Origin of the sequence: Micromonospora citrea (assembly GCF_900090315.1) — a bacterium.
Lineage (GTDB): Bacteria > Actinomycetota > Actinomycetes > Mycobacteriales > Micromonosporaceae > Micromonospora > Micromonospora citrea.
Genome location: NZ_FMHZ01000002.1, coordinates 3,617,661 through 3,641,863 on the forward strand (window position 1 = coordinate 3,617,661; position 24,203 = coordinate 3,641,863).

At 74.4% G+C, this 24,203-nt stretch carries 26 protein-coding genes; 7 read left to right on the plus strand and 19 right to left on the minus strand.

The window, feature by feature from the left end; all coding sequences use genetic code 11:
* Window positions 1–25: 25 nt before the first annotated feature.
* On the minus strand, window positions 26–1,897 hold the full coding sequence (locus GA0070606_RS16575) for a beta-propeller domain-containing protein (protein ID WP_091100718.1): 1,872 nt from the start codon (window positions 1,895–1,897) through the stop codon (window positions 26–28).
* A gap of 76 nt (window positions 1,898–1,973) precedes the next feature.
* A complete protein-coding gene (locus GA0070606_RS16580) occupies window positions 1,974–2,432 on the minus strand; it encodes an Lrp/AsnC family transcriptional regulator (RefSeq protein ID WP_091100723.1) in 459 nt (152 codons plus the stop codon).
* Window positions 2,433–2,491: 59 nt separating this feature from the next.
* On the opposite strand from GA0070606_RS16580, the gene ddaH reads away from it, so the two are divergent.
* On the plus strand, window positions 2,492–3,325 hold the full coding sequence (ddaH, locus tag GA0070606_RS16585; RefSeq protein ID WP_342672167.1) for a dimethylargininase: 834 nt from the start codon (window positions 2,492–2,494) through the stop codon (window positions 3,323–3,325).
* A 63-nt stretch (window positions 3,326–3,388) separates the two neighbouring features.
* On the opposite strand, the gene GA0070606_RS16590 is transcribed toward ddaH, so the two are convergent.
* Together GA0070606_RS16590 and GA0070606_RS16595 are read right to left on the minus strand one after the other, a co-directional pair.
* Window positions 3,389–4,585 carry an ABC transporter substrate-binding protein gene (locus tag GA0070606_RS16590; RefSeq protein ID WP_091100730.1) on the minus strand — a complete coding sequence of 399 codons (1,197 nt, stop codon included), beginning with the start codon at window positions 4,583–4,585 and terminating at the stop codon, window positions 3,389–3,391.
* An 80-nt stretch (window positions 4,586–4,665) separates the two neighbouring features.
* Window positions 4,666–5,463, minus strand: a complete 798-nt coding sequence (locus tag GA0070606_RS16595; RefSeq protein WP_091100733.1) for an alpha/beta hydrolase family protein — start codon at window positions 5,461–5,463, stop codon at window positions 4,666–4,668.
* An 83-nt stretch (window positions 5,464–5,546) separates the two neighbouring features.
* Here GA0070606_RS16595 and GA0070606_RS16600 point away from each other — a divergent pair, with 83 nt between their 5' ends.
* Entirely contained in the window at window positions 5,547–6,152 is a 606-nt protein-coding gene (locus GA0070606_RS16600) for a bacterial proteasome activator family protein (protein ID WP_091100736.1), read from the plus strand.
* Window positions 6,153–6,207: 55 nt separating this feature from the next.
* Here the strand turns inward: GA0070606_RS16600 and GA0070606_RS16605 are convergent, their stop codons facing one another.
* Both GA0070606_RS16605 and GA0070606_RS16610 read right to left on the minus strand, forming a co-directional pair.
* On the minus strand, window positions 6,208–7,020 hold the full coding sequence (locus GA0070606_RS16605; RefSeq protein WP_091100740.1) for an HAD family hydrolase: 813 nt from the start codon (window positions 7,018–7,020) through the stop codon (window positions 6,208–6,210).
* Complete coding sequence (locus tag GA0070606_RS16610) at window positions 7,020–7,841, minus strand: HAD family hydrolase (protein WP_091100744.1); 822 nt, start codon at window positions 7,839–7,841, stop codon at window positions 7,020–7,022. The genes GA0070606_RS16605 and GA0070606_RS16610 overlap by 1 nt, the downstream gene beginning before the upstream one ends.
* Before the next feature lie 195 nt (window positions 7,842–8,036).
* On the opposite strand from GA0070606_RS16610, the gene GA0070606_RS16615 reads away from it, so the two are divergent.
* Window positions 8,037–8,558, plus strand: coding sequence for a GNAT family N-acetyltransferase (locus tag GA0070606_RS16615; protein WP_091100747.1), 522 nt, complete (start codon window positions 8,037–8,039; stop codon window positions 8,556–8,558).
* An 836-nt stretch (window positions 8,559–9,394) separates the two neighbouring features.
* On the opposite strand, the gene GA0070606_RS16620 is transcribed toward GA0070606_RS16615, so the two are convergent.
* Complete coding sequence (locus tag GA0070606_RS16620) at window positions 9,395–10,153, minus strand: hypothetical protein (RefSeq protein WP_091100751.1); 759 nt, start codon at window positions 10,151–10,153, stop codon at window positions 9,395–9,397.
* Between the two features lie 111 nt (window positions 10,154–10,264).
* Here GA0070606_RS16620 and GA0070606_RS16625 point away from each other — a divergent pair, with 111 nt between their 5' ends.
* The 3 genes from GA0070606_RS16625 (at window position 10,265) to GA0070606_RS16635 (ending at window position 12,119) form a co-directional block, all read left to right on the plus strand.
* Complete coding sequence (locus tag GA0070606_RS16625; RefSeq protein ID WP_091100754.1) at window positions 10,265–10,696, plus strand: OsmC family protein; 432 nt, start codon at window positions 10,265–10,267, stop codon at window positions 10,694–10,696.
* Between the two features lie 105 nt (window positions 10,697–10,801).
* Window positions 10,802–11,146 (plus strand): metallopeptidase family protein, encoded by a 345-nt coding sequence (locus tag GA0070606_RS16630; RefSeq protein WP_176737547.1) that lies wholly within the window; start codon window positions 10,802–10,804, stop codon window positions 11,144–11,146.
* Window positions 11,147–11,396: 250 nt separating this feature from the next.
* The gene (locus GA0070606_RS16635) at window positions 11,397–12,119 is read left to right on the plus strand and encodes an AIM24 family protein (RefSeq protein ID WP_091100760.1); all 723 of its coding nucleotides are present in this window, start codon (window positions 11,397–11,399) and stop codon (window positions 12,117–12,119) included.
* 127 nt (window positions 12,120–12,246) lie between these two features.
* On the opposite strand, the gene pheA is transcribed toward GA0070606_RS16635, so the two are convergent.
* From pheA to GA0070606_RS16660, 5 genes are all read right to left on the minus strand, one after another.
* A complete protein-coding gene (gene pheA, locus GA0070606_RS16640) occupies window positions 12,247–13,203 on the minus strand; it encodes a prephenate dehydratase (RefSeq protein ID WP_091100763.1) in 957 nt (318 codons plus the stop codon).
* 9 nt (window positions 13,204–13,212) lie between these two features.
* Window positions 13,213–13,725 carry a hypothetical protein gene (locus GA0070606_RS16645; protein ID WP_091107824.1) on the minus strand — a complete coding sequence of 171 codons (513 nt, stop codon included), beginning with the start codon at window positions 13,723–13,725 and terminating at the stop codon, window positions 13,213–13,215.
* A gap of 154 nt (window positions 13,726–13,879) precedes the next feature.
* Complete coding sequence (locus GA0070606_RS16650) at window positions 13,880–14,269, minus strand: ACT domain-containing protein (protein WP_091100767.1); 390 nt, start codon at window positions 14,267–14,269, stop codon at window positions 13,880–13,882.
* Between the two features lie 75 nt (window positions 14,270–14,344).
* Window positions 14,345–14,803 (minus strand): hypothetical protein, encoded by a 459-nt coding sequence (locus GA0070606_RS16655; protein ID WP_091100771.1) that lies wholly within the window; start codon window positions 14,801–14,803, stop codon window positions 14,345–14,347.
* 173 nt (window positions 14,804–14,976) lie between these two features.
* Window positions 14,977–15,717, minus strand: coding sequence for a hypothetical protein (locus GA0070606_RS16660; RefSeq protein WP_091100775.1), 741 nt, complete (start codon window positions 15,715–15,717; stop codon window positions 14,977–14,979).
* A gap of 160 nt (window positions 15,718–15,877) precedes the next feature.
* On the opposite strand from GA0070606_RS16660, the gene GA0070606_RS16665 reads away from it, so the two are divergent.
* On the plus strand, window positions 15,878–17,119 hold the full coding sequence (locus GA0070606_RS16665; protein WP_091100778.1) for an arginine deiminase: 1,242 nt from the start codon (window positions 15,878–15,880) through the stop codon (window positions 17,117–17,119).
* 219 nt (window positions 17,120–17,338) lie between these two features.
* Here the strand turns inward: GA0070606_RS16665 and GA0070606_RS16670 are convergent, their stop codons facing one another.
* From GA0070606_RS16670 to GA0070606_RS16700, 7 genes are all read right to left on the minus strand, one after another.
* Window positions 17,339–18,223 (minus strand): DUF5926 family protein, encoded by an 885-nt coding sequence (locus GA0070606_RS16670; RefSeq protein ID WP_091100782.1) that lies wholly within the window; start codon window positions 18,221–18,223, stop codon window positions 17,339–17,341.
* A 61-nt stretch (window positions 18,224–18,284) separates the two neighbouring features.
* On the minus strand, window positions 18,285–18,701 hold the full coding sequence (locus GA0070606_RS16675) for an ATP-binding protein (RefSeq protein WP_245724959.1): 417 nt from the start codon (window positions 18,699–18,701) through the stop codon (window positions 18,285–18,287).
* A 67-nt stretch (window positions 18,702–18,768) separates the two neighbouring features.
* The gene (locus GA0070606_RS16680; protein WP_091100788.1) at window positions 18,769–20,226 is read right to left on the minus strand and encodes a sensor histidine kinase; all 1,458 of its coding nucleotides are present in this window, start codon (window positions 20,224–20,226) and stop codon (window positions 18,769–18,771) included.
* 125 nt (window positions 20,227–20,351) lie between these two features.
* On the minus strand, window positions 20,352–21,143 hold the full coding sequence (locus GA0070606_RS16685) for a glycerophosphodiester phosphodiesterase (RefSeq protein WP_091100792.1): 792 nt from the start codon (window positions 21,141–21,143) through the stop codon (window positions 20,352–20,354).
* A gap of 10 nt (window positions 21,144–21,153) precedes the next feature.
* Entirely contained in the window at window positions 21,154–21,489 is a 336-nt protein-coding gene (locus GA0070606_RS16690; protein ID WP_091100794.1) for a rhodanese-like domain-containing protein, read from the minus strand.
* 52 nt (window positions 21,490–21,541) lie between these two features.
* Window positions 21,542–22,480, minus strand: a complete 939-nt coding sequence (locus GA0070606_RS16695; protein WP_091100799.1) for an LCP family protein — start codon at window positions 22,478–22,480, stop codon at window positions 21,542–21,544.
* A gap of 311 nt (window positions 22,481–22,791) precedes the next feature.
* The gene (locus tag GA0070606_RS16700; RefSeq protein WP_091100802.1) at window positions 22,792–23,985 is read right to left on the minus strand and encodes an LCP family protein; all 1,194 of its coding nucleotides are present in this window, start codon (window positions 23,983–23,985) and stop codon (window positions 22,792–22,794) included.
* Window positions 23,986–24,203: the final 218 nt, after the last annotated feature.

Consider the following 24,203-nt stretch of genomic DNA (forward strand, 5'->3'; position numbering starts at 1 on the left):
GGCCCCACCCGCCGGGGAGGGAGGATCAGGTCACGGGGAGCCAGTCGAGGCTCCGCGCGGTCGTCGGGTCGGTGGCCCGCAGGCCCGCGTCCGAGACGGTCCAGAGCACGTCGCCCACCAGCAGCGACCGGGTCACCGCGCCCGGGTCGCCCGGGTGGGACACCGTGCCGATCTCGCTGATGTCGGTCCCGGTCACCCGCAGCAGGCGTACGTCGTCGCCGACCGGGAGGGCGACCAGCCCCGTCTCCGGGCGGTGCAGGAAGGCGTGCGAGTCGTACTCCAGCGCGGAGTAGGCCCGGGGCACGTGCCACTGGTCGAGTCGGGTGGGCCGGGCCGGGTCGCGCACGTCGAACAGCGAGACCTGGACGCCCTGCGTCCGCCCCCGCCGGTCGGCCTCCTGGCCCACGCCGAGCAGCCGCCCCTCCGGCAGCGGGTGCAGGTACGCCGAGTATCCGGTGATCTTCAGCTCGCCGGTGACCCGGGGCGCGGCCGGGTCGGTCAGGTCGACCGCGTAGAGCGGGTCGGTCCGCCGGAACGTGACCACGTACGCGGACCCGCCGAGGAACCGCACCGACCAGATCCGCTCGCCCGGGCCGAGGCCGCCGACCGAGCCCGTCCGCACCAGGGTGTCGCCGTCGCGGCGCAGCACCTGCACGCCGGACTCGGAGTTCGGGCGGGCGACCCAGGGATCGCCGGTGGTGGTGGCGACCCGCAGGTGCCCCTGCCACTCCGAGAGGGCGTACTGGTTGACGAGCGAACCCGGCACCGTGCCGGCGGCGACGTAGCGCGGGCGCCCCGGCGCGCCGGTGTCGAACTGGTAGATCTCGGTGACCTGCGTAGGCGTGCGCCGGTCCCAGCGCGGCGAGCCGGGGCGGCGGGTGGTCGGCCGCTCACCCGCGAGGTAGAGGCTCGTGCCGGTGCCGTAGACCGTGGTGGCGTCGGCGGCGACGCTGACCGGGTCGCCGTCGCCGAGCCGGTCGGCGGCCAGGTCGAAGCTCAGCACGGTCAGCATCGACGTGCCGGTCCACGCGGGCGGGCGGCTCAGCCGGTCGCAGCCGACCCGGCCGGTGTGCCGCTGGTCGCCGGACGTCCACTCGTACGCCGGCAGCCACGCCGCCACCCCGGCCCGGTCGACGACCTGGCGGTTCGCGGCCGTCCGGGTCTCGTCGGTGCCCCGCCGCAGGTGCGGGAACTCCAGCCGGGGCCGGCTGCGGACCACGACGCGCGCGGTGGTGCCGCCCTGCCGGGCGTCGACCAGGTCTCCCTCGATGCGGTAGGTGCCGAGGACGTGCGGCGCGCCCGCGAGGTCGACCAGGGTCAGGTGGGACGCGGCGGCGCCCTCCGGCATCCGCCGCCCCGGCATGGGCATCGCCGGCTCCCGGATCGCGCCGGCCCGGGTCAGCACCAGGGCCCGGTCGCCGTGCAGCAGCAGCTTCTGCTCCCCCCACCCCGGATCCGGCAGCGCCCGGGCGAGGTCGACGCGACCGGTCTCCCGCCGGGCGGCCGGGTCCACCACCCGCAGCACCCCTCGGCCGACCGTGACGATCCGCCGGCCGTCGGTCTTGACGAGGTCGGGCTCGTCCGCGCCGACCTCGTGGTTGTTGGTGGTGGAGTGCTCCGGGGCGGCCGCGGCGGACACCCGCGCGCCGGACTCGGCCTTGGGCAGGCCGCCGAACGCGGTGCGCCAGCCGTCGGTGAAGCCCCACGGGCCGACGGACGCGCGGGCGGCGGCCCGCAGCCCGTTCAGCGCCTCGGCGCAGGAGTCGAAGGCGACCAGCCGCGGTGTGAACGGCCGGTGACCCGGCGGGGGATCGCCGGGCGACGGGACGGCGCTCCCGCCGAGCAGGGTGAGGGCGGCCAGCGTGCCGCCGGCCAGTAGGTGCGCTCCCCGTTTCATGGCCGGTTCGACGCGTCGGCCCGGCGCGCGGTTCCGCCCCGTCCGGAGCTTTCCGACCCGGTCCCCGGCGGCCCGGTCAGCCGGTGGACGGCCCGACGCCCGGGGACTCGACCAGGCGGGACAGCACGATGGTGCTGCGGGTGGAGGTCACGAAGGGCTCCGCACGTAGCCGCTCCAGCGCCGCCTCCAGGTGCGCGATGTCGGCCGCGCGCAGGTGCACCAGCGCGTCGGCCTCGCCCGAGACGGTGTACGCGCCGACCACCTCCGGGTGCCGGCGGGTCGCCACCCCGATCTGGGCCGGCGTGGTCCGGCCGGCGCAGAACAGCTCGACGAACGCCTCGGTGGTCCAGCCGACGGCGGCCGGGTCGACGACCGCCGTGAAGCCCCGGATCACGCCGGCGGCGCGCAGCCGGTCGACCCGCCTCTTGACCGCCGGAGCGGACAGCGAGACCCGCTGCCCGATGTCCGCGTAGGAGGCGCGGGCATCCGCGACGAGCAACGCAATGATCCGCTGGTCTACGGCATCTATCTGCAACGTTCCGCCTCTGGGAAGCAACGGTTGTGGCTGTTACCAAAGTTCCACGGTACCTACCCTTGGTCACCGTGAACCAGCAGCGAGTCCCGCGAAAGCGGACATATCTCATGTGCTCGCCCGAGCACTTCGCGGTCGAGTACGCGATCAACCCGTGGATGGACGTGACCACCCCGGTCGACCCGGAGCTGGCGGTCAAGCAGTGGGACCGGCTGCGGGAGACCCTCGTGGGTCTCGGCCACGAGGTGCACCTGCTGACGCCCGAGCCGGGCCTGCCCGACATGGTCTTCGCGGCCAACGGCGCGTTCGTGGTCGACGGCGTCGTCTACGGCGCGCAGTTCAAGCACGAGCAGCGGACCGCCGAGGCCGCCGCGCACCGGGCGTTCTACGAGTCGCAGGGCTGGCGGTTCATCGCACCGAGCGAGACCAACGAGGGCGAGGGCGACTTCGCGTACCTGCCGGAGGCGCACGGCGGGCTGGTCCTCGCCGGGCACGGCTTCCGCACCGAGCTGCCGGCGCACGCCGAGGCGCAGGAGGCGATCGGCCGCCCGGTGGTGTCGCTGCGCCTGGTCGACCCGCGCTTCTACCACCTGGACGTGGCGCTCGCCTCGATCGACGACGAGAACATCGTCTACTACCCGGGCGCCTTCTCGGCGGCCAGCCAGAAGGTGCTCGCCCAGCTCTTCCCCGACGCGGTGGTCGCGGACGACGAGGATGCGCTGGCCTTCGGCCTCAACCTGGTCAGCGACGGCCTCAACGTCGTGCTCAACAGCGAGGCGACCCGGCTGGCCGGGAAGCTGAAGGCGGCCGGCTACCACCCGCTCCCGGTCGAGCTGGCCGAGCTGAAGAAGGGCGGCGGCAGCGTGAAGTGCTGCATCGCCGAGCTGCGCCACTGAGCGTACGACGAGGGGGCCGGCCGCCCGGGGGGAGGCCGGCCCCCTCTCGTCGTGGTGGCGCGCTCAGCCCAGCGTGGCCAGCTCGGTGACCAGCACGTTCGACAGCACCTGGCCGTCGAGCTGGACCTCGCGCAGGTACCACTTCTGCTGCGGCGTGCGCGGCTGGTTGAACTGCCACACCCCGCGCGGGCTGTCGATCTGGCCGATCTTGCCGAGCGCCAGGTTGACCTGCTGCGGGTTGGGCGCGTCGCCGGCGACCCGGATCGCCTGGTCGAGCACCTGCGCGGCGTCGTACGAGGCCATCGCGTAGGTGGTGGGCGAGGTGCCGTGCTTCTTGCGGTAGGCGGAGGCGAACCGCCGGTTGGCCGAGTTGTTCAGGTCGGCCGAGTAGTTGAGGGCGGTCTGGATGCCCATCGCATCCTCGGCCTTGACGTCCCCCAGCACCGCGCCCTCGGTGAGGAAGCCCGGGGCGTAGACCTTGCCCTTGAAGCCCTCGATGCGCAGCTGCTTGATGAACTCGACGGCCGCCGGCCCGGCGTAGTAGCAGAACACGGCGTCGGGGTTGCGGCCCAGCGCCTTGCGGATGTCCGCCCGGTACGCGGACTTCGACGGGTTGGTGAAGACGCCCGTCCAGGTCACCGGGTCCTTGATGCGCGGGTCGTTCTCGCCGAACTCCTGCCTGAAGCCCCGCACCACGTCCTGGCTGCCGGCGTTCTCCGGCACGATGATCGCCAGCCGCGCCGACGGGGCGAGCTGCTCCCGCAGGTAGCGACCCAGCGCCCGGCCCGCCTCGTCCAGCACGTACGACGTCCGCCAGATGTAGACGACGCTCTGCAGGCTCGTCGGCGAGGCGTTGGAGCCGATCAGCGGCACCCGGGCCTGCTCGACGGTGTCCCGGACGCCGAACATGACGTTCGAGTCGACCACGCCGGTGAGAGCGAGCACGCCCTGCTTCAGCAGCCCCTCGACGGCGGCCTTGCCGGTCTTGACGCTCTCCCCCTCGTCGGCGGTGAGCAGGGTGACGGGGTGCCCGCCCAGGCTGTTGTCGTTGAGGTCGAGGAAGAGCTGGAAGCCCTGGGTGATCTCGTCGCCGATCGCCTTGAGGCCGCCGCTGGTCGGCGCGACGAGGCCGATCTTGATCGGGCTCCGCTGGCCTCGCGGTTCGCCCTCGGCGGCGTCGGAGCCGCAGCCCGCGGCGAACCCCGCCGTCCCGAGCGCGGCCAGCATCTGGAGTGCCCGCCTGCGGTTCATCTGCGACACCGAGTTCCTTCCGGGGGAGCGTTGCAGGGCGGATCACGCCCCCCCGGCGTTCTACCGGGTCCGCGACGCTGCGTCAATGCTTAGCGATCTTCCAGCAGAGATCGAAAAGCAGCCGTGACCTGCGGCCATGCCACCGACTCCGGATCGATGAGCCCGAAATGCTCGCATTCCGGCAGCTCAACCAGGCGGGCTTCGCCGCCGGCCGTCCGGTCGGCCGCGACGAACGCCCGACTCATCGCCACCGGCACCTGCTCGTCCCGCGCGCCGTGCACGACTACCGTACGTGTCCGAATGGGCACCAACGATCGTGGATCGGTGGCGGCGTACCGGTCGGGGAACTGCGCCGGGCCGCCGCCCAGCAGCGCGGCCACCGCCCCCGCGTCCAGATCCCGCCGGTACGCCTCGGCGAGGTCCGCCACCGGCGCCAGCGCCAGCACGCCCCCGACGGCTCCCGGCGCGGTCGCCGCCACGTACAACGCCAGGTGCCCGCCCGCCGAGTGGCCCACCAGCAGCGGCGGCCTCGCGGCGACGTCCCCGGGCAGCGCCTCCGCCGCCAGCCGGGGCAGCTCCGTCACGCCGGCCAGCACGTCGGTGAGCGTCCCGGGCCAACCGCCGCCCGGCTGCCCCGTCCTGCGGTACTCCAGCTGGGCCACGGGGTGGCCGAGGGCGGCCAGCGCGGCGGCCAGCGGGCCGGTGTGCCGCCGGTCGTACTCGGCCCGCCAGAAGCCGCCGTGCACCACCACGACCAGCTGCCGGACCGGACCCGACCCGACGGGCCGGCGCAGGTCGGCGACCTGGTCCGGGTGGTCGCCGTAGGAGACGGTCACGTCGGGGGCCGGAGCGGGACGGCTGAGCACGGCGCGTGGGTCGGCGGGCATGGCGCGACCGTAGCGCGGATCACCCGCCGATCCGGCGTCGGGGATCGGTCCCGAGGCGCACGGTCGACTGCGGCTGGGTAAAGATGGGTCCCATGACCGAAGCGCACTCCACTGGACAGAACGACGAGCCGGGCCAGGAAGGCGCCGGCCGCTCCGGAACGGTGGTGGTGGTCGGCCCGGACGGCCGGCCGGTCGGCACCGTGCAGACCGACGAGGCCGCCGGCGAGGACCCCACCCGACTGGTCGAGCAGCCGGCCAAGGTGATGCGGATCGGCAGCATGATCAAGCAGTTGCTGGAGGAGGTCAAGGCCGCCCCGCTCGACGACGCGAGCCGGCACCGGATGCGGGAGATCCACGAGCGGTCGATCGTCGAGCTGAAGGAGGGCCTCGCCCCCGAGCTGCGGGACGAGCTGGAGCGGATCTCGCTGCCCTTCACCGAGGAGAAGGCGCCCAGCGAGGGCGAGCTGCGCATCGCGCACGCCCAGCTCGTCGGCTGGCTGGAGGGCCTCTTCCACGGCATCCAGGCGGCCCTGGTCGCCCAGCAGATGGCCGCCCGGGTCCAGTTGGAGCAGATGCGCTCCGGTCGGCCCGCGCTGCCCAGCGGCCCCGGCGGCGTGATGCCGGGCATGCCGGGCATGGGCCAGCCGCAGGGCGGCAGCGAGGGGCACAGCACCGGCCAGTACCTCTGACCCGTGCCGGCCGGCACGGTCGACTGAACGGCCGGCCGGGCCCCGGCCGGCCCGCTCAGTCCACCCCGAAGACCTTCTCCAGATACGCGGCCACGCCGTCCGTCGAGTTCGCCGAGGTCACCTCGTCGGCGATCGCCAGGACGGCGTGGTGCGCGTTCGCCACCGCCACCCCCCGCCCGGCCCAGGTCAGCATCGGCACGTCGTTGGGCATGTCGCCGAAGGCCAGCACGTCCCGGGCGTCGATCCCCAGGCGCGCGCAGTACCACGCCAGCCCGGCCGCCTTGGTCACGCCCGCCGCGGAGATCTCCACCAGCCCCGAGTACGACGAGTGGGTCGCCTCGGCCAGCCCCTCCAACGCCCCCGCGACCAGCGCGACGAAGGCGTCCGGATCCTGGTCGGCCGCCCGCGCCAGGAGCTTCACCGCCGGCGCCGACAACAGCTCCTCGGGGGTCTCGACCGCCCGGATCGCGTCGTGGTCGGCGTCCCAGCGCAACGGGTAGTGCGCCTCGTGCCGCATCTGCCGGCTGTCGACGATCTCGACCGCGAAGCTGACGTCGGGCACCTCGGCGCGCAGCCGCCGGGCCACCTCGGCCAGCAGCTCCGGGGCGAGCGGGTCGGCCCGCAGCACCTCGTCGGCCACCGGGTCGTAGACCACCGCGCCGTTGGCGCAGATCGCCGGCAGGGGCTCGGCGAGCTGGTCGTACACGAGCTTCAGCCAGCGGATCGGGCGGCCGGTGACCAGCACGACCGGCGTGCCCTGCGCGGAGATCCGCGCGAGCACGTCCGCGGTGTGCGGGCTCAGCGAGCGGTCGTCCCGTAGCAGGGTGCCGTCGATGTCGGTGGCGATCAGCCGAGGTGCCTCTCCCATCAGCGGGACAGTAGCCGATCGAGATACACCGCCACCCCGTCGTCGTCGTTGCGCAGCGTCACCTCGTCGGCGGCGGCGCGGACAATCGGGTGCGCGTTGGAGACGGCCACCCGGGCCCAGCCGGCCCACGCGAACATCGGCAGGTCGTTGGGCATGTCGCCGAAGACCAGCACTTCGGCCGGGTCGACGCCGAGCCGCTGCGCCACGACGGTCAGCCCGGTGGACTTGTCCACCCCCGGTGGGCAGATCTCGACGAAGCCCAGCCCCGCCTGGGTGAGCGTGGCGACCTCCGGCGGGACGATCTGCCGGGCGACGGCGAGCAGCTCGTCGACGTGGTGGTCGGCGGTCCGGACGAACGCCTTGATCACGTCGCAGGAGAGGCAGTCGGCGCGGCTGCGCGCCTCGAACGCGTCCTGGTAGGGCCAGCTCGGGTGGTAGTCGCCCCAGAGCGGCGCGTCGTGCTCGTCCGACGCCTCGACCATCACCGTCAGCGGCCCGACCGCCGCCTCCAGGTCGGCCAGCAGTGCGGCCAGCACGTCGGCGGGGAGGCGCTCGTCGCGCAGCACCATCGGCCCGGCGGGGTCGCTCTGGTCGACCACCCGCCCGCCGCCGGCCATCACCAGGAAGTCCGCCGCGCGGATGTCGTTGCGGGTCAGCTCGGCGAGCCGGGGCCCGCGGCCGGTCGCGCCGACCACCGGGATCCCGGCGGCGCGCACCCGGTCGAGCACCTCGTGGGTGTACGCGGAGACGGTCTCGTCGCTGCGGACGAGCGTCCCGTCGAGATCGGTGGCGATCAGCTTGGGCAGGCCCGGGCGGGTCATCGTTCCTCCTTCGCCCGCCGCCGTCGCAACCAGCCGTTTCGGTCGTCGGTGCCTCGACCCTGAGTGACGGCGGGCAGCAACCGTACCTCGCGCGACGGGACACAACCATTGCCTTTCGGCGAATGCGGTGCCAACGGACGACGGCCCGGCGGTGTCCTCGCCCGGGGGCCATGCGGCGGGCCGTACGGTGGGCGGATGGAAGAGCGGGACTGGCCGACGGCGGAGATCATCGGCACCGAGCGGCTGGTGCTCGAACCCCTCCGCGTCGACCACGCCGAGGAACTCGCCCCGCTCCTGGACGACCCGGCCCTGCACGACTACATCGGTGGCAGCCCGGCCAGCCTGGACGAGCTGCGGGAGCGCTACCGCCGGCAGTCGACCGGGCGGTCCCCCGACGGCCGGGAGGGCTGGCTCAACTGGGTCGTCCGGCACCGGGACACCGGCGACGCGATCGGCACCGTGCAGGCCACCCTGCGGCTCGACGGCGACCGACCGGTCGCCGAGCTGGCCTGGGTCGTCGTGGCACCCCACCAGGGCCGCGGCTACGCGGGCGAGGCCGCCGCCGGCATGGTCGGCTGGCTGGCGGAGCAGGGCGTCGGCGCGCTGGTCGCGCACGTGCACCCCGACCACCGGGCCTCCGCCCGGGTGGCCGAGCGGCTCGGCCTGCGGGCCACCGACGAGATGGCGGACGGCGAGGTCCGCTGGGCGGCCCTCTGACGGGTGACGTACGGCTCCGACGGGCCGGGCTGGCGGGTTGGTGGGGCGTGGCTGGCCGGTCCCTGGCGTGGTTGGCCGGTCCCTGGCGTGGTTGGCCGGTCCGTGGCATGGCTGGCCGGTCCGTGGGGCGTGGTTGGCCGGTCCGTGCGGCGCGGTTGACCCGATCCTGAGGAGAAGCCTCAGCGCACGGAGCAGGGATGCTCATCCACCCGCTTTCGAGCTGAATCGTTTACGACATCATCGGCGAGCGCGGTGGGCCGGCGCGGTGGGTCCGGGCGGTGGATTCGGGGCGGAAGGTCCGGGCGGTGGGCCGGGGCGGTGGGTCCGGGGCGGTGGATTCGGGGCGGAAGGTCCGGGCGGTGGGCCGGGGCGGTGGGTCCGGGGCGGTGGATTCGGGGCGGAAGGTCCGGGCGGTGGGCCGGGGCGGTGGGTCCGGGGCGGTGGATTCGGGGCGGAAGGTCCGGGCGGAGGATCCGGGGCGGAAGGTCCGGGCGGTGGATCCCGCGCGGAGGGCCCGCGCGGAAGTCCGGGCGGACGGGGCGGACGAATCGTTTACGACATCAGCTCGACAGCGCCCCCTCGCCCTGCTGGCCGTGCCGGCCGCCCTGCGAACCTCCGCCGACGTGCCGTGTGCATCGGCCCTGCGCCATGCTCGGGCTGCCAGGCCCGACGAACAGTGCGTTCCACCGGCCGGAGGGGCTCTGCACAGCCTGCGCGGCCCTGCAACAGGGCGATGCGGTCCCGGTCGAGCAAGCGGCCCTGTGCGGCCCGGCGGGAGGCTGCTGGCGACCGGTCAGCCCGGGGCCGGTGGTCGTCGAAGGGCGACCGGTGACCGGTCAGTCCCGGGGTTCGGGGCGGGCGAACGGGATGGCCGGCCCCACGGTGAGGTCCGCCGGGGCGGGCAGCCCGCCGTCCTCCTCGCCCCGAACCCCTTGGCCACGCAGGCGCCAGCCGCCCGGCTCCGCCGCGTCTCCCTCGCCCGCCTCGTCCGCTGCCTCGTCCGTCGCCTCGTCGGCGGCGGGGGACGCGCCGGCCGGGGCCAGCTTCAGCGCCGCCGCGAGGAGCGCGCAGGCGACGAACGCCGCCACCAGACCCCGGCCGTACTCGACCCGGAACCCGTCGTCGGCGGAGTAGAAGAAGACGCGCTGGCCCGCCTCGTCCAGCGACGCGGCGGTCGCGGCCAGCAGCGCCAGCAGCGCCACGGCGAGGGTGAGGCCGGCGACGCGGACGTTGCGCCGCACCACCGCGGTGCCGCGCAGCGCCAGCGCAACCGCGCAGACCAGTGCCATCAGCCCGACCAGGTAGCCGACCCCGAAGCCGCCGATGTCGGACACCCCGCCGGGCACCCGGACCGGCGTGTTCCCCTGCGGGCCGGCGTTGGGAATGGTCATCACCTGCCACTCCCCGAGCAGCGAGGCCATGGCGGCCACCGAGCCCAGCGCCGCGAGCAGCAGCGGGAGCCGGCGGTCCCGGCGCAGGCCGGAGAGCGTACGCCCGAACCGCCCCGGCGGGGCCGCCTCCGCCCCGCCCCACTCCACGACGGCGGTGCCGTCGGACCGGTTGTCCTGGCGGGGAATGGGGAGATCCTGGGACATCGGCCACCCTTCCGCGTTCGCGGGCCTGGGTCGAATCATGACACAGCACGCACCCGGGGACGCGGAGCGTGAACGGTCGCCGGGCGGTGCCCTTTCGGATAGCGTCGGGTAATGCCTATCCGTACCGCTTCCGCACGTTGGCAGGGCAACCTCACCGAGGGGTCCGGCACGGTCCGCACCGGCAAGGGCGGACTGGAGGGGAACTACTCCTTCAAGTCGCGTTTCGAGGAGGGTGAGGGCACCAACCCCGAGGAGCTGATCGGCGCCGCGCACGCCGGCTGCTTCTCCATGGCGTTCTCCAAGGCGCTCGCCGAGGCCGGCTCGCCGCCCACCTCGGTGGAGACCACCGCCAAGGTCCACCTCGACAAGACCGACGCCGGGATGACCGTCACCCGGATCGAGCTCGACACCGTCGGCGACGTGCCGGGCATCGACGAGGCGCAGTTCACCAAGCTCGCCGAGACCGCCAAGGAGAACTGCCCGATCTCCCGGCTGCTCTCCCCGGGCGCGCAGATCACCCTGACCGCCCGCCTCGCCTCCTGACCCGCCTGCGCACGCCTCCACGGGGAGCCACGCTCCCGGTGGAGGCGCGCCGATCTTGACCGGGCCGCGCGGGCCGCGCGCGGGGGGCAGAATGGGCGGGTGCCGGTGGAGATGAGCCGCGAGCGCTTCGAGGAGCTGGTCGGCGAGGCGCTCGACGAGGTGCCCGAGGAACTGCTCGCCCTGATGAGCAACGTGGTGATCCTGGTCGAGGACGACCCGCCCCCCGGCGAGGACCTGCTCGGTCTCTACGAGGGCCACGCCCTGACCGACCGGGGCTGGGACTACTCCGGCGTGCTGCCGGACCGCATCCTCATCTACCGCAATCCGATCCTGCGCATCTGCGACGACGACGAGGACGTGGTGGACGAGGTCGCGGTGACGGTGGTGCACGAGATCGCCCACCACTTCGGCATCGACGACGAGCGGCTGCACGAGCTGGGCTGGGGTTAGTCGGCGGGACGACCGGCGCGGCCTCCGGTCGGGTTCCATGTCGGGCTCGGGGTGCGCCGACCGGCGCGGCCTCCGGTCGGGTTCCGCGTCGGGCTCGGGGTGCGCCGACCGGCGCGGCCTCCGGTCGGGTTCCGCGTCGGGCTCGGGGGTGCGCCGACCGGTGGTCGGTGCGGGCCGGTCGGCCGGTGGTCGGCGGTTGCGGCCGTCGCCTACGGTCGGTCCAGGCATCGCGATTTCAGGAGGCACTTCCATGCGTAGCGAGCTCTTCTCCGCGGAGAACCTGGAGAAGGAGTCCGCGCAGCCCGGCATGCGGCTGCAGAACTCCAAGATGTTGAAGATCGAACTCAACGGCGAGGCGATGGCCCGGGTCGGGTCGATGGTCGCCTACCAGGGGCAGGTGCAGTTCCAGGCGCTCGGCTCGGGCGGGCTCGGCAAGTTCCTCAAGCAGAAGCTGACCGGCGAGGGCGTCCCGCTGATGAAGGTCACCGGCCGGGGTGACGTCTTCCTCGCCGACTTCGCCAAGGACGTGCACATCATCGACCTGGAGCCGGGCGACGCGCTCTCCATCAACGGCTCCAGCGTGCTGGCCTTCGACTCCACCCTCCAGTACGACATCCGCATGGTGGGCGGGGCCGGCATGGCCTCCTCGTCGGGCCTGTTCAACTGCGTCTTCAGCGGCCACGGTCGGATCGCCATCACCACCAAGGGCGCGCCCGTGGTGCTCAACGTGGACGCCCCCACCTACGTCGACCCGCAGGCGGCGGTCTGCTGGTCGGCCAACCTCCAGACCGGCTACCACCGCGCGGAGCAGCTCGGCCTCGGCACGCTGCTCGGCCGGCGCACCGGTGAGGCGTTCACGATGAGCTTCGCCGGGCAGGGCTTCGTCGTCGTCCAGCCCTCCGAGGAGCCGCCGATCATGGGCAGCGGCACCCAGGAGCAGCAGGGCGGCCTCCTCGGCGGTCTGCTCAGCTGACGCGGGGCCGGCTCGGCCTGACGCGCGTCCTGCTCAGCCTGACCCGCGCCCCGCGCGCGTACCGCCCCCGCCCGCGTCGGCCCGGCCCCGCCCGCGTCGGCCCCGCCGCGGCGGGGGCGTCGTCGTGTCAGCCGAGGTCGCCGGCGCGCAGGCGGGCCAGCCAGGCGGCGGCGTCGGCGTAGTCGGCGTCCGACAGGCCGGGCGGGGCGGGGACCGGCCGGTCGCCCGCCGTCGGGGTCCAGCGGTGCCGGGGGTACGACCCCAGGAAGCGCACGTCGGCGCAGACCCGGCGCAGCCCCTGCAACGCCTCCCCGAGCCGTACGTCCGCCACGTGCCCGGCGCAGTCGAGGAAGAAGACGTACCGGCCGAGCGCCTCCCCGGTGGGGCGGGACTCGATCCGGCTCATGTTGACGCCCCGGACGGCCAGCTCCATCAGCACCGCCAGCAGCGCGCCCACCCGGTCGTGGGCGATGTAGACCGCCAGCGACGTCACGTCGTCGCCCGTGGGCGGCGGGGGCGGGCCGGGGCGGGACACCAGCGCGAAGCGGGTCACCGCGTCCGGGTGGTCGGCGATCTTGTCCGCGAGCACGGTGAGCCGGTGCCGGGCCGCCCCGATCGGGGCGCAGATCGCCGCGTCGTACTCGCCGGAGGCGGCGCCGGCCGCGGCCGCGCCGTTGGAGAGCACGTCGACCACGACCGCGTCGGGCAGGTGACCGCGCAGCCAGCCCCGGCACTGGGTGGACGCCTGCGGATGGGCGGCGACGCTGCGCACCTCGGCCAGCGCGGTGCCGGAACGGGCGGCGAGCACGAACTCGACCGGCAGGATCACCTCGCGGGTGATGACCAGGGGTTCCCCCTCGGCCAGCTCGTCCAGGGTCACCCCGACCGCCCCGCCGATGGAGTTCTCCAGCGGCACCAGGGCGGCGTCCGCCTCCCCGGCCCGTACGCCGTCCAGCGCCTCGGGGACGCTGCGCGCCGGGGTGCGGCTGCCCCGCTCGGCGGCGGGGACGGTGTTCAGCGCCTGCTCGGCGAAGGTGCCCTCGGGGCCGAGGTAGACGAAGCGCGTCGGCGGTGTTCCCGGCATGGCGACAGCCTACGCACCCGGTACGCCGACCGACCCGCCGTCGCAGACCAGCGTCCGGATGCCGGGCGGCCCGGCGGCACGCACCTCGGCGGTGCAGACGTCCGTGCCGGCGGAGACCAGTCGCGGGGCGCCCGGCCGGCCCTCGGTGACCACGTGGAGTTCCTCGTGCCCGGTCACGTCGAGCACCGTGTAGTGCCACCCGCCGGCGCAGAGCGGACCGGTCCGCACGCGGACCCGCGCGTCGCCCGGGAGCACCCCGCCCCGGCCGCGGACGAGGTCGATCACCCGCCTGCCGGAGGGGCCGTCCGGGCAACGGACCGCCACGAGGCCGGCGTCGGCGGTCGGGGTGCCCGCCCCGGGCAGCCCGGTGGCGGGCGGCGGGATCGGCGCGAAGGTGGGCGTGCCGGTCGGGGTCGGCACGGTGGCGCGGGTCGGGGGGACCGTCGGGGCGGCCTGCCGCAGCTCGGGCGGGGTGCCGCAGCCGGCCAGCGGCAGCGCGGCCAGCAGCACGGCGGCCGCCAGCCGGCCGCGCCGGGCGGGGATGCCGGCCGGGCGGTCGGGGGCGGCGTGGCGCGAGGGGGTGGGCGGCACGGGCCGATCCTCGGGACATCGGGAAGCATCACTGCGGCCGGGAGGCCGAGCCCATCCTAGGAGGAAACCGGCGGCCCGGTGAAGATCAGGCGAGGACCCGGTGGCCGGCCCGTTCCAGCGCGGTGGTCGCCTCGCCGAGGCGCACCGCCGGGACCAGCAGGTAGTCGGTGTCGTACGTGGAGAAGACGACCACGCTGACGCGCGCCGCGGCGAGCGGGTCCACCAGGGTGGCGAGGGTGCCGCTCACGGCCAGGTCGAGCGGCCCGGCGACCCGCAGGCAGCGCCAGGCCGTCTCGACGGCGACCCGCTCGGGCACCCGGTCGGCGGGGCAGATCAGCGAGATCCCGTCGGCGGTCCAGCTCACCGTGACGACGTCACCGTCGCTCAGCCCGCCCGGCAGGTCGGGCGGCAGGGCGGAGCCGGCGGCCATCCGGCACACGGCGTACTCCCCCGGCAGCAGAGCGATATCGAGCATGAGGGCACCTTACGGCCTCGGCGACGACCCGCCCCAGATTCGCCGGGTGCGGCGAACGCCACATCCCGCCGCAGGTCAGACCTCGGAGAAGAACGTGAGGGAACCGGCGACCGACCCGTCGGTGAGCACCGGTGTGGAGATGGCGTCCACGGTCGCGTCCGGCGCGTCGGCCGACGCGGCCTGGACCCGGAGCAGCCCGCGGGCCAGGCGCCCGGAGGAGAGGGCCAGCAGCGGCGGGATCTTGTCGAGCTCCTGCTCGGTCAGCTCGCGCGGGTTGGCGGTGAAGTCGAGCAGCCGGAGCCCGCCACCGAGCAGCGGCAACCCGACCACGTCCTCGGGCGCACCGAGGCAGAGCAGCTCGCAGCCGGCGGCGGAGACGGCCACGACCCTCGTCTCGGCGTCGATCAGCAGGCACGGCTCGTCGGCGTGGGAGACGGTCGACGACCACTGCCCGAAGTTGTCGGACCCCTGCTCTGTCGATGTCCCCGCCGTCGGCACGAACACTTCAGAGAGCGAGAGTTCGACGTGGGCCACCGCGCCTCCTATGTACAACGACGGTCTGTCCACGCTAGCCGGTCGTCGCGGAAGTCGCCTAGCTAGCTGCGGTCACCGGGCCGTCGGTGGTGGTGGCCCGGGCCGGGCGACCGGCGACGGCGCGGCCGTCGGGCACCGACCGGCGCCCGGGCCGCGTGGCGTCGCCGGTGACGTTACCGCCGGACGGCCGGCTTGTCAGCGGCCGTTCGGCCGTCCTCGTACCACCGGTAGTCGGCGGCCGGCCGGTAGGCCCCGTTCATCCAGGTGCCCGGGTGCTGCGCGACCCGGGACAGCTTCTCGGCCGTGGCCGGGCTGATCCGGCTGCCCCCGGCGACGAGCAGGCGGTCCAGCTCGCGGTGGGTGGCCATGAGGCAGTCCTTCGGCAGGCCGTAGACGCTGATGACGCCGGAGCCGACGAACGTCAGCACCGGCGTCACCGGGATCGGCAGCCCCACCGCGTCGGAGAGCGCCTTGCTGGCGCGCTTGGCGTCGCGGCGTGCCTCCGCCACGTAGGGCGGTCGCTTGCCGTTGATCTGGACCACGTCGCCGGCGACCAGCACCCGGGCCCGGCCGTGGTCGGCGATGGTGACCGCGAAGAGGCCGCTCGGCCCGATGGCGAGGAAGCCCGCGCGTTCGTCGCGCTCGTGGTCGAGCAGGAGGTCGGAGACGTCGGTGCGAGGCCACTCGATGACGTGCCAGGCGGGCCCGAGGTGGTCGAGCTGGCCGAGCGCCCGCGCACCGGCCGCCTCCAACCGGCGAGCGCCCCGTTCCGCCCGCCGGCGGCGGGCCCATTCCAACGGGGACGGACGAACCGGCGCGAGCACCCCCGGCGACTCCACCCGGGGGTGTGGCACCGCCGCGGGCGGCAGTGCCCGGGCGGACGGTACGGCTCGACGAGCGGGAAAGACAGTCATCGCGACCTCCGGCAAAAGGTCCCTCGAAGTTATGTCCTCACTACCCTACGTTGCCAGTCCCCTGTGTCGGCAAGTTGGAACGCCGGAGTGAGTGCGGATGAATGCCATATTCATCCACCCCCGTTTTATCGGATGCCGCCAAACCCTGCCCTACGCTGCGATGGTGACCCACTACGTGGACAGCGAGGTCGGTCGGCTCGGCACGGTGCTGCTGCACCGTCCCGGCCCGGAACTCGCCCGGCTCACCCCGCGAAACAACGACTCGCTGCTCTTCGACGCCATCCCGTGGGTCGGCCGCGCCCAGGAGGAGCACGACGCCTTCGCCGCCGCCCTGCGCGAGCGCGGGGTCGAGGTGCTCTACCTCGCCACCATGCTGGCCGAGACGCTCGCCGTGGCCGACGCGCGGGCCGAGCTGACCGAGGAGGTGCTGCGCTCGCCCCGCCTCGGCGACTCGCTGCGCGCCCGGGTCGCGGACCACCTCGCGTACCTCGACCCGGTCGCGCTCGCCGACGTGCTGATCGCCGGGCTGGCCCACGAGGAGCTGCGGGTCAGCCGGGATCGGCCGGGCGGCCTGGTCTACACGCTGATGGACCGGCACGACTTCGTCATCGACCCGCTGCCCAACCTGCTCTTCACCCGCGACTCCTCGGTGTGGATCGGCGACCGGGTCGGGGTTACCAGCCTGGCGATGCCCGCCCGGCGGCGGGAGACCACGCTCACCGACGCGATCTACCGGCACCATCCGCGCTTCGCCGGCACCGAGTTCGTCTACCACCCGGAGCTGGAGCACCTGGAGGGCGGCGACGTGCTGCTGCTCGCGCCGGGGGTGCTCGCCGTCGGGGTCGGCGAGCGGACCACCCCCGCCGGCGCGGAACGCCTCGCCCGCCGGGTCTTCGCCGCCGGGCTCGCGCACACCATCCTCGTCGTGCCGATCGCCCAGGAACGGGCGACCATGCACCTGGACACCGTCTGCACCATGGTCGACGTCGACGCCGTGCTGATGTACCCGAACATCGCCCACACCCTGTCGGCGTACACGGTCATCGCCGGGGCGGACGGCGAGGATCCGCGCGTGGACGGGCCGGCGCCGTTCCTGCGGGCCGCCGCCGACGCGATGGACCTGGCCCAGCTCCGGGTGATCGACACCGGCCTGGACCCGGTCACGGCCGAGCGCGAGCAGTGGGACGACGGCAACAACACCCTCGCCCTCGCGCCCCGGCTCTGCGTGGGCTACGAGCGCAACACCGAGACCAACGCGCAGCTGGAGCGGGCCGGCATCGAGGTCATCCCGATCGCCGGGTCGGAACTGGGCTCGGGCCGGGGCGGGCCGCGCTGCATGTCCTGCCCCCTGGTCCGCGAGCCGCTGGGCGGGGCGCGGACACCCCCCGCCGGCCTCCGGTAGCCGCCCCGGTCCCGTACTGGCGCGGCTCGGTGCGGCCGGGCCGGGGGGACGGGCCGGCCACCGGGCCGGGGACGGACCGGCAGCCGGGCCGGGGGGACGGGCCGGCCGCCGGGGGACGGACCCGGTCCGCCCCCTTCGGGGCGGCGGGGCGCGGTCGACATCGCCACCAACGGCGACGTGCCCGGTCCGCCCCCGCCCGGTCGGCGGGGGCGCGGCGACTCAGCGCAGGGTGAGCTGGCGGCCGAGCAGGCCGTGGCGGGCGCGCCGGCCGGCGGCGTCCAGCGGGGCGGAGTCGGCGAGCGCCTCGGCGTACCGCTTCGCGAAGTCGGCGACGGGCTGCTCCCAGTCGGCGGCGGGGACGTCCTCCGGCAGGTCCCAGACCGGCACCAGCCGGCCGTGCGCCCGGAACATGCCGGCGAACCGGGTGTTCTCGCCGAGGGTCAGCGTGCCCGCCACGCTCAGCCGGGCCAGCGCGTCCAACGCGGCGTCCTCGTCGTCGGGCAGCACCCAGCGCACGTGCGCCTTCTCCGGCACCTGGCACCAGTAGGCGGCCCGGGCGGCGGCCAGTCGGACGGTCGGGTAGATCGCGGCGTTCGCCCGCTCCAGGGACGCCTGCACGTTGGGGTCGTCGCCCGCCCCCGGGTCGAGCCAGAACTCGAACCCGTCGTGCATCGTGATCTCCAGCGGGCCGTCGCCCAGGACGTCCTGCAGGCGGGGGCCCGGCCCCGGCAGCGGCGGCACGGACACCGGCGCCCCCGGCTCGGTCCGCAACGCGCAGAGCAGCGCCTCGGCCAGGTCCCGGGAGACGTCGCCGGACTGCTGGTGGCGCTGGAGCCCGATCAGGACCCGCCCGTCCGGCTTCGTCACCGCCGGGGCCGCCATCGGCAGCACGGTGGCCAGGACGACCTCGCGGTCGCCGAACTCCTCGGCCAGGGCGGGGGCGAGCCGTAGCGGCGCGGAGGCGGCCGGCACCAGCTCGCGCAGGGCGATCCACTCCGGCTCGTCGGTCAGCCCCTCGAACGGTCGGGGCACGAAGATGTCGCGCACCTTCTCCCGCTTGGGGGTGGCTTCGGCGGCCCGCTGGCTCTTTCGACGCTTGCTCACGGCGAGACAGCCTAGAGGCCCGGGCCGCCCGGTGGGGGCGGGACCCGCCTGTCGCGGCCGGTCAGCCGGCCACGGCCAGGTCCGACCGGGTGACGTCGGCCGGGTCGAACTCGGCCCAGACGCTCTGGCCGAGGCCGTCGCGCTCGACGCCCCAGCGGTCGGCCAGGCCGGAGACGATGTGCAGGCCACGGCCGTCGACGGCGTCCGTGCCGGCCGTCCGCATCCGCGGGTCGCCGGCGGCGCCGCCGTCGGTGACGCGGAGCTGCACCTGTTGGCCCGCCGCCGAGGTGCGCAGCCGCCAGGCCACCCGGACCACCCCGCCGGGCAGCGGGTCGGCGTGCCGGACGGCGTTGCCGACCAGTTCGGCCAGGACCGCGACGAGGTCGGCCAACAGCGGCGGGGGTACGACGTCGGTCAGCTCGTCGGCGAGCCGGTGCCGCGCCAGCCGCGCCCCCGTGGCGTGGTGGGGCACCACCACGCACCATGCCCGTTCGGCAGCTCCCGTCGACACCTTCGCCCCTTCGCACCCCGCTACCCGTCGCCGGTCACCCGCGGGGCAGCCGCACCTCTGCGACCGTACCGCCACCGGCCCTCGGCCGGAGGAATACCCAGCCATTCTGCTGTTCAACGATCCGGCGGACGAGATAGAGGCCGAGGCCGGCCCCCGGATAGCGCCGGCGGTCGCCCGACTCCCCCTGCCAGAACCGGTCGAACGCCCGCTCCACGTGCTCCGGCCGGATGCCGATGCCCCGGTCGCCGACCCGGAGGCAGACGGTCGCCGCGTCCGCCGCCGCGCTGATCTCGATGGGGGAGTCGGGCGGGGAATACTTGCCGGCGTTCGTGCACAGCTCCGTCAGCACGGTGGCCAGGCTCGGCCGGTGGCCGAGCGCCCTGGGCAGGCCGGGCGGGAGGTCGAGGACGAGCCGGTGCCGCAGCTCCGCCGGCAGGTCGGCCACCGCCGCGCGCAGCGCCCCGGCGAGGTCGTACGGGGCGGGTGGCTCGTCGCCCGGCCCCGCCTCGGCGGCCGAGGAGAGCAGCCGGTCGACCAGCCGGGCCAGCTCGTTGGCGCGCTGCCCGATCACCCGTGCGGCCTGCCTCCGGTCGGTCTCGGTCAGCGACTCCCAGTGGTCGGTGAGCGTGTCGGCGTAGCCCTTGATCACGGTCACCGGCGTACGCAGCTCGTGGCTGGTCACCGCGACGAAGAGGTCCCGGTCGTGGTCGCGCCGCTGCTGGTCGGTGACGTCGCGGAAGGTCACCACGTGCTGGGTGCCGGGACCGGGCAGCTCCCCCGAGGTGATCCTGAGCCAGCGGCCGTCCGGTAGCCGGTGGTCGAGCACCTGCCCGGACGGCGGCAGCGGGAAGGGCAGCGGCCGGTTGAGCGCCTCGGCCGGGGAACGGCCGATGACCTGGGCGGCGGCCGGGTTCCAGAGGCGCACGTTGCCGTCCCGGTCGACCACGGCCAGCCCGTCGGCCAGCGCGGCCACGACGGGGCCGTCGCCGTGCACGGGCAGCCCGCTCTGGTCGCCGTACAGGTGCGCGATGCAGGAGGCGGTGTAGCTCATCACGTCGTGCGAGGCGGTGTCCCGCGCGTCGGTCCCGCCCGGGTCGAACGCGTGCAGGCTGCCGACGGTCAGCCCGCCGACCTCCGCGCGGGAGACCACCATCCGCAGCAGGCCGCGGCCGGCCAGCTCACCGGCGAGCTTGCCGGCGAGCTGGTCGGTGCGGACCTGGCACGCGCGAGGGCCGGAGAGGAGGCAGCCGACGGTCGGGTCGTCGGGCGGGACGGGGCGGCCGATGGTCCACTCGGCGGCGCCGGTGGCGGCGATCACCCGCCCTCCGGCAGGCGTGAACTCGACGAAGGCCATGCCGGCGGCGTCGAGCGCCGACTGGACCACCCGGAGCAGCCGGGTGAGGACGGGGACGCCGGCGTCGCCGGAGTTGACGGACTCGATCACCGCGGTGTGGCCGGCGATGAGAGCGGAGAGATCGGTGCGCTCCGGCATGCCCCGAGTGTGCCCCGATGGTCGCCTTCCGGACACCCCTGCCCGGCGGGATCCCGCTCACCGGTCGCCCGCGCCGCGATTCCCGCTCGCGTCGGCCCGGCAGCCCGGCAGCCGGCGGTCAGCGGTCAGCGGCCCAGCCGGGCCAGCGCCTGCGCCGGCCGGTCGGTGATGACGCCGTCCACCCCGGCGGCCAGGACGAGGTCCAGGTCGGCCGGTGTGTTCACCGTCCACACGTAGACCTGGTTGCCCGCCGCCCGCAGCGCGGGCACGAGCTGCGGGCGGGCCCGCACCAGGGCGACGCCGGGCCCGGCGATGCGGGCGCCGAACGGCAGCCGCCCCAGCCGCAGCCAGCGCGGCAGCACCTCCAGCAGCAGCACCGTGGGCAGCGCCGGTGCCAGCTCCCGCGTCCGGCGTACGGCCAGCGGAGAGAACGACATCACGGTGACCTGTACGGGATCGTCCGCTTTCGGCTCCGTCAGGCCGTACCGGCGCAGCATCGCGACGAGCTTGCGCTCGACGTCGCCGCCGTAGCGGGAGGGGTGTTTCGTCTCGATCAGGAGCCGGACCGGCCGCCCGGCGGCGAGCACGGCGTCGAGCAGCCGTTCCAGGGTGAGCAGCCGGGTGTGCGAGTCGTCCAGCACCTCGTCGCCGTCGGCCGGCACGCAGCCGGGGTGCCAGGAGCCGAAGTCCAGCGCCTCCAGTTCGGCGAGGGTACGCGTGCTGACCAGGCCGTGGCCGTTGCTGGTGCGGTCGAGCCGGCGGTCGTGCACGCAGACCAGGTGCCCGTCCCGGGTCAGCCGGACGTCGCACTCCAGCCCGTCGGCGCCCTCGTCGAGGGCGCGCAGGTAGGCGGCCAGGGTGTGCTCGGGCAGGTCGTACGACGAGCCGCGGTGCGCGAAGACCAGGGGGTCGCCCATGCCGCCCGCCCTACAGGACCCGGCCCGGCTGCCCGTTCTCGCCGACGACGGGTCGCCCGGCGGCGGCCCATTCGCCCATCCCGCCCTCGACGTTGCGCACCTGGTCCCAGCCGTTGCGCATCAGGTAGGCGACGACCTGGGCGGAGCGCCCGCCGGAGCGGCAGATGACGGCGACGTCGCGGTCGGCGGGCACCTCGGCGATCCGGGCCGGCAGCTCCATCATCGGCAGGTGGTGTGCGCCGGGGGCGTGGCCGGCCGCCCACTCGTCGTCCTCCCGGACGTCGAGCAGGTAGGTGTCGTCGGCGATCTCGGTCACGGTCACGGTGGGAACCTGGGGTCCGAACACGCGCCAAGCGTAGATCCTCGTCCGGCCGGCCGTCGGGGGGCCGTCCGGGACGTCACAGTGGCGTGACCCACCGGGGGTTGGCCCGGGCCCACTCGGGGACGCGGGTGCCGCGTACCGCCTCGAACAGCCCGTTGCCGCCGTTGTCGAGGACCACGTACGACACCTGGTCGATCATCTGCGGGTGCGACGGGACCTGCACGCCGCGCAGCGCGTCGGCCGGCAGGTCGCGCAGGGCGAGGACGAGGTCCTCCAGCGGTACGCCGTTGGTGTCCACGGTCAGCGAGCCGCCCACCGCCCGGATCACCTGGTCGAGCTTGACGGGATTGCTCCGCAGCGACGTCTCGCTCGTGCGCTCCAGCACGGCCCGGAGCAACTGCTGCTGGTGCCGTTGCCGGTCGTAGTCGCCGCCCGGCAGGTCGTAGCGCTGGCGGACGTAGTCCAGCGCCTCGCCGCCGTCCATCTGCTGGCAGCCGGGGTGGAAGACCCGGTCGGTGTGGATCGAGCGGACCTCGGTGTCCACGCACATGCGTACGCCGCCGAGCAGGTCGATGACCTTGCGGAAGCCGGAGAAGTCGATCAGGGCCGCGCCGTCGAAGCGGATTCCCGTCAGCCGGGCCAGGGTGGCCGAGAGCAGCCGGGTGCCCGGCTGGCCGCCCCCGCCGTGCTCGTACGCCGAATTGATCTTGTCCTGGCCGCCGCCGAAGCCGTTGCCCGGCGGAATGGTGACCAGCAGGTCGCGGGGGACGGAGACGAGGTACGCCTCCCGTCCGCCGGCCGGCACGTGCACGATGAGGATGGTGTCCGACCGCCGGTCCGCCGCGCTGCCGCTCTGCCACCGGTCGGTCCCCACCAACAGGTAGTTCAGCGGCCCGTCGGGGTCGGTCCGCGCCCGGCGGGCGGTGGGGTCGAGCAACTGCTCCCGGACGACCGTGCGTTCGTACCGGTCGGTCAGCGTCCGCAGGCCCACCACGGCGAGCCCGGTCAGCAGCACGAGGGCCAGGCCGAGGCCGAGCAGGACGCGGGGCCAGCGGGCACGGCGCGGCCGGGCGGCCCGGGCGTCGGCCCCGGTCCGTGCCCGACCGTCGCGTGCCGATCTGGACGTGGCTCCTCCCCGTGGGCCCGTACGTGAATCCTTCTCACGTCAGGCTAGGGGGCCGACCGGCCGGCCGGGGCCGGTTCGCGGGGATCGCCGCGGGCCGGCCTGCTGACCGGCCCGCTGATGCTGGCGGTCATGCGCGCCCGCCCGGACCGGTGCGCCGCCGGAGCCGCTCCCGTCGAGCCGATGCGTCGCTGCGGCGGGCGCTATTCCCGGCTGGAGATCACTCCGGGGTTGGCGAAGACGAATTCGGCCAGTTTGTCCCGCTTGACCGCCTGGAACATCTCCATCGTCTGCGGGCTCAGCGTCTCCCGGACGCCGTCGCCGTGGAAGGTGCCGCCGTTGGTCTTGAGCATGACCAGGTCGTTGCCGGTGACGCCGCGCATCGTGAAGATGAAGTCGGCGATCGGCACGCCGCCGGTGTCGAGGATGAACGCCTTGCCGGCCGCCTTGATCAACTGGTTGAGTTTGAGCGGGTTGGTCAGCGTGCCGTCCTGGGTGGCCTTCTTGGCCATCGCCTTGATCAATTGCTGCTGGTTCTGCTGCCGGTCGTAGTCGCCGTTCTTGAGGGACTTGCGCTGCCGGGAGTAGTCCAGCGCCGCCCAGCCCTCCATCTCCCGGCAGCCCTTCTTGTGCACGACGGGCGTCATCTTCTTGCCGGTCTTCTTGGCGTCCGCGTTCCACATCGGCTTGCCGTCGACGTACGACATGTGGATCGACTTGACCTCCTGCTTGACGCAGATGCGCACCGTGCCGAGGGTGTCGATGACGTTCTTGAAGCCGCCGAAGTTGATGATCGCGGCGCCGTCGAAGCTGACGCCGGTCATCTTCTTGATCGTCTTGGCCATCAGCTGCGCGCCGCCCTCCCAGCCGCCCCCGTTCCGGGCGCCGAACTGGAACGCGGCGTTGATCTTGTCGGTCCCGTGGCCCGGGATCTCCGCCGCGGTGTCTCTGGGGATCGAGATCAGGTAGGCCTGGTCGTGCGTGGCCGGGATGTGCAGCACGATGATGCTGTCCGCCCGGACGTCGTCGGCCGCCCACCGCTCCCGGGCGTCCACGCCGAGCAGCAGCATGTCGATCGGGCCGTCCAGCGTGGCGCCGCCCTCGGCATCCGACTTGCCCGCGTCGCCGAGCAGGTTGCGCTGGGCGATGTTGCCGGTGGCCTCGCTGATCAACGCCTTGCTGCCGACGATGGCGACGCCCGCGAGCATCATCAGCACGGCGCCGAAGACCAGGGTGAGCCGGGCCCAGAGCGGGTCCTTGCGGCGCGGCCGCTTCTTCGCGGGCCCGCCGCCCGTCTTTCCGCCCTTCCCCGGCTGGGTCGGGATCGTCGGTGCGACCCGTGCGGGGCCGCGGGTGGACTCCAGCGCCGGAGGGCGACGGCTGGTCTGAACCGGCATGCGTGCTCCAGCTCGCGTGATGAAGGGGCGGGATCACTTTACGGACGCTTTTTCGTCCTGGGTAGTTCGTCCGGCCGCCAATTGCCGTTGTCCCGGCCGTCATCCAGGGAAACTGACCGAACGTACAAATCGATACGACCGGTCGGCGGTTGGCTCACAGGAAACCGAAAGCCGGCCCCCGACCCGGGACGACGACTGTCGATCCGGGCGGGGGCCGG

Coding starts and splice junctions, on each gene's coding strand:
- GA0070606_RS16625 (WP_091100754.1), top strand. CDS start 10,265: ATGCCTATCCGTACCGCTTCCGCACGTTGGCAGGGCAACCTCACCGAG.
- GA0070606_RS16650 (WP_091100767.1), bottom strand. CDS start 14,269: ATGCTCGATATCGCTCTGCTGCCGGGGGAGTACGCCGTGTGCCGGATG.
- GA0070606_RS16660 (WP_091100775.1), bottom strand. CDS start 15,717: ATGACTGTCTTTCCCGCTCGTCGAGCCGTACCGTCCGCCCGGGCACTG.
- GA0070606_RS16685 (WP_091100792.1), bottom strand. CDS start 21,143: ATGGGCGACCCCCTGGTCTTCGCGCACCGCGGCTCGTCGTACGACCTG.
- GA0070606_RS16680 (WP_091100788.1), bottom strand. CDS start 20,226: ATGCCGGAGCGCACCGATCTCTCCGCTCTCATCGCCGGCCACACCGCG.
- GA0070606_RS16665 (WP_091100778.1), top strand. CDS start 15,878: ATGGTGACCCACTACGTGGACAGCGAGGTCGGTCGGCTCGGCACGGTG.
- GA0070606_RS16700 (WP_091100802.1), bottom strand. CDS start 23,985: ATGCCGGTTCAGACCAGCCGTCGCCCTCCGGCGCTGGAGTCCACCCGC.
- GA0070606_RS16610 (WP_091100744.1), bottom strand. CDS start 7,841: ATGACCCGCCCGGGCCTGCCCAAGCTGATCGCCACCGATCTCGACGGG.
- pheA (WP_091100763.1), bottom strand. CDS start 13,203: ATGCCGGGAACACCGCCGACGCGCTTCGTCTACCTCGGCCCCGAGGGC.
- GA0070606_RS16620 (WP_091100751.1), bottom strand. CDS start 10,153: ATGTCCCAGGATCTCCCCATTCCCCGCCAGGACAACCGGTCCGACGGC.
- GA0070606_RS16605 (WP_091100740.1), bottom strand. CDS start 7,020: ATGGGAGAGGCACCTCGGCTGATCGCCACCGACATCGACGGCACCCTG.
- GA0070606_RS16595 (WP_091100733.1), bottom strand. CDS start 5,463: ATGCCCGCCGACCCACGCGCCGTGCTCAGCCGTCCCGCTCCGGCCCCC.
- GA0070606_RS16635 (WP_091100760.1), top strand. CDS start 11,397: ATGCGTAGCGAGCTCTTCTCCGCGGAGAACCTGGAGAAGGAGTCCGCG.
- GA0070606_RS16575 (WP_091100718.1), bottom strand. CDS start 1,897: ATGAAACGGGGAGCGCACCTACTGGCCGGCGGCACGCTGGCCGCCCTC.
- GA0070606_RS16615 (WP_091100747.1), top strand. CDS start 8,037: ATGGAAGAGCGGGACTGGCCGACGGCGGAGATCATCGGCACCGAGCGG.
- GA0070606_RS16600 (WP_091100736.1), top strand. CDS start 5,547: ATGGGTCCCATGACCGAAGCGCACTCCACTGGACAGAACGACGAGCCG.